The following is a 785-nucleotide window of genomic DNA, read 5'->3' on the forward strand; positions in this document are numbered from 1 at the left end:
TCTGCTTCACCTTTCACGCCAGCATTAACATTGAACGGTTGCCAAGAGCGATGACTCTGCATGTACAAGGGGAATAGGCGTGATGGTTTGGTGAAAGGAGAATATTCATGTTTCAGTTAGGTATTGATGTCAGCAAGAAAACGCTGGATTTGTGCCTGCTGCGCGAAGGCGTAAAAGGCAGAGTCAAAACCCGAAAACTTCAGAATGATATTAATGCTGTCAGCGCGGTAATAGCCTGGCTCAGTAAGCAACATTGTAAACCTGAAGATGTCCATATCATCATGGAAGCCACTGGTGTTTATCATGAATCACTGGCTTATGGGCTTCACAAAGCCGGGAGCCGGATATCACTTGCCAACCCACACAGGGCACGAGAGTTTGCCCGGGGAATGGGAATGCTGACCAAAAATGACCGGGTTGATGCTTATATGCTGGCTTGCTATGGCGCGCTTAAAGCACCGGAGCCATGGCTTCCTCCACCGGAAGAAGTCCGCCATCTCAGTACACTGCTCCGCAGACGTGATGCTCTTGTGGCCGACAGCACTCGCGAAAAAAACAGGCTGGAAAAATACCTGGCAACAGACACACCTTCTGTTATAGCTGAATCCGTAGAGGCAATGATTGGTCAGTTGAACGCAGAAATTAAACGTCTGGACAGTCTGATCCGTTCACACCTTAACCAGCATCCTGAATTAAAAAAGGATTTTGACCTGCTGACGTCAATAAAATCCGTAGGTTATCAGTTAGGTCTGAATATGCTTGTCATCCTGCGGAGCCATGATTTC

At 47.6% G+C, this 785-nt stretch carries 1 protein-coding gene; it reads left to right on the forward strand.

Annotation, left to right across the window (positions count from 1 at the left end; all coding sequences use genetic code 11):
* Window positions 1-107: 107 nt before the first annotated feature.
* Window positions 108-785, forward strand: a 678-nt coding sequence (locus BEA93_RS24545; RefSeq protein ID WP_105267697.1) for an IS110 family transposase, incomplete at its 3' end; no start/stop codon positions are given.

This window comes from Escherichia sp. MOD1-EC5950, assembly GCF_002965345.1.
Classification (GTDB): Bacteria; Pseudomonadota; Gammaproteobacteria; order Enterobacterales; family Enterobacteriaceae; genus Escherichia; species Escherichia marmotae.